The following is a 1,988-nucleotide window of genomic DNA, read 5'->3' as shown; positions in this document are numbered from 1 at the left end:
GTTCAAGTTGTTCCACTATATCGTCTAGCGTAGCGAGTTTATCAAGCTTATTCATTAAAGAATTATATTGCTCATCTGTTAGAGCGATTTTATCCTTTGAAGCCTTATCTATCAAGGTCGTATCGGGTGCCGCTTCGCCCCCGATATGGTTATCATTTTCTTCAGTTTTTAAGTCATTATATTTGGCAGCCAGCGTATTGGCAATATGGCCCAAAGATAAATTCCCTGTCTTTGAGAGGCCATTAAATTCTTTAAAGAGTAAAATATGTTTATCTAAAAACACTCGATGGCCGCTTTCATTTCTAAGAAACATATAGCCCGCTTTTTCCATGTACTGTGCATACTTACGTACCGTAGCGACCGATATACCTACAATCCCTGCTATTTGGCTACTTTGATATTCCTTCATATTGCCTCCTATACTCGCTACGCTAAGCAATACGGCGCAACGAATTAGTTTTCCTGCATTTTATTTAATATAAATATATCACTTTTATTGCCCTCTTCGTTTTGGGGTGTGAGGCTGGCTTTTAAAAATAGTGTATATACATTTTGAAATAGAATTGGATTTTAGGACAGTAGCTCTGGCGGTTCGGCAGGTATAATTGCTAGCACAAGCCGATCATGATTAACTTCGTTTTGGGTATGGTCGGCTTGGCGATATGCCCTCACCTGCCGAAATTTGAAATGCAAGGAGAAAAGAGTGGAGATTTTTTAAGTGACTTTCTTAAAAAATACTACTCGAACCTTGTATGGAAAATAGCCCTTATATTTATAGATAAGAGTAAAAAAAGGAGTAAAATAGCTAAAAACATTGGTATATCAGTAGTTTAAGAGGATTTTAATCGGTGTAATTTTTTATACTGTTTGGTGTAATTTTTTATACTGTTTGGTGTAATGAAAATAAACTGTTGAATTCAGGGTACACCATTTAGTATAATATAATTAAACTAAATGAAGTGATAAGGGGTGACTATTATGAGTGAAAAACAACCTAAGAAAAAGACCATTACAACAAGAAAAAAAGTAAGATTTACAGGTACACAAAAATATATTAACCAAGATACTGGTGAAATAGTCGAAATGAATGTTACTGAAATTGAAGAAAGAGATGCAAACTTTCATAAAGTTTGGTTAGGTCATGTCATTCAATCCTTAGATTTAATTGGTAACAAAAAAATCAATATACTTACTTTTATTATGAGTAACCTTAACAAAGAAAATCAGTTTTTATATACATACTCCATGATTGAAGCTGAAACAGGTATTTCAAGAAAAACAATTGCAGATACAATGACAGCCCTACAAGAAAGTGATTTTCTCAAAAAAGTAAAAAATGGTCACTATGAAGTAAATCCAGACCAAATTTTTAAAGGTGGTAAAAATTCAAGAATGGATATCTTATTAAGATACAAAAATCTATCTTCATTAGCCTCACAAGAGCAAGAAGATGATAATTAAGGAGGTGATCCAAACAATTAACTGCAAGTCCAAACTAAATAAAATGAAAAAGGGCACTTTCCCGGCTAGGAAAGCACCCCATGTAAAAAACTTGTAAGGACTTTTATTATAACATGGGTTGCCCTCAAAAAATAGGAGGGTCTTATCATGGATCAAAGCGAAAAACTATTAATGGGTATTGAAAATATCTTAAGTGTAGCTTCTGATTTAGTTGATGAAGTTGCTCGACTGAAGAGTGTAGAAGAAGAATGTAAAATCCTTAAAGAGAAGGTATTCATGAACCAATTCACACAAGCAGAACAAGAAGTCTTTGCTCTTGCTATTGATGGTCATTCTCTTTCAGAAATACAAGAAATTCTCCATAAAGAAGAAAGTACCATTAAGAATCAAAGAAAAGGCATCTTAAAGAAATTGAACACAGCATCCATGACAGAAGCTGTTCAACAATTTCAGAATTTGCATCAAGAACTCTCACAAAAACTAATACGTACTTCTTAACCATAGAATAGCCTTAAAGGCTATAAAAT

At 33.6% G+C, this 1,988-nt stretch carries 3 protein-coding genes; 2 read left to right on the top strand and 1 reads right to left on the bottom strand.

Annotated elements, in window-relative coordinates; translation table 11 throughout:
- On the bottom strand, nucleotides 1-409 hold a 409-nt coding region (locus ACFVU7_RS45105), incomplete at its 3' end, for a hypothetical protein (protein ID WP_388052558.1).
- 569 nt (nucleotides 410-978) lie between these two features.
- On the opposite strand from ACFVU7_RS45105, the gene ACFVU7_RS45100 reads away from it, so the two are divergent.
- Nucleotides 979-1,461 (top strand): replication/maintenance protein RepL, encoded by a 483-nt coding sequence (locus ACFVU7_RS45100; protein WP_342832144.1) that lies wholly within the window; start codon nucleotides 979-981, stop codon nucleotides 1,459-1,461.
- 147 nt (nucleotides 1,462-1,608) lie between these two features.
- Nucleotides 1,609-1,959 (top strand): helix-turn-helix transcriptional regulator, encoded by a 351-nt coding sequence (locus ACFVU7_RS45095; protein ID WP_388052555.1) that lies wholly within the window; start codon nucleotides 1,609-1,611, stop codon nucleotides 1,957-1,959.
- The last annotated feature ends 29 nt before the right edge of the window (nucleotides 1,960-1,988 follow it).

This window comes from Kitasatospora sp. NPDC058046, from assembly GCF_042885595.1.
GTDB lineage: Bacteria > Actinomycetota > Actinomycetes > Streptomycetales > Streptomycetaceae > Kitasatospora.
The sequence above is the reverse complement of the archived record's forward strand: the minus strand, read 5'-3'. Positions and strand labels throughout refer to the sequence as shown.

Coding starts and splice junctions, on each gene's coding strand:
- ACFVU7_RS45095 (WP_388052555.1), top strand. CDS start 1,609: ATGGATCAAAGCGAAAAACTATTAATGGGTATTGAAAATATCTTAAGT.
- ACFVU7_RS45100 (WP_342832144.1), top strand. CDS start 979: ATGAGTGAAAAACAACCTAAGAAAAAGACCATTACAACAAGAAAAAAA.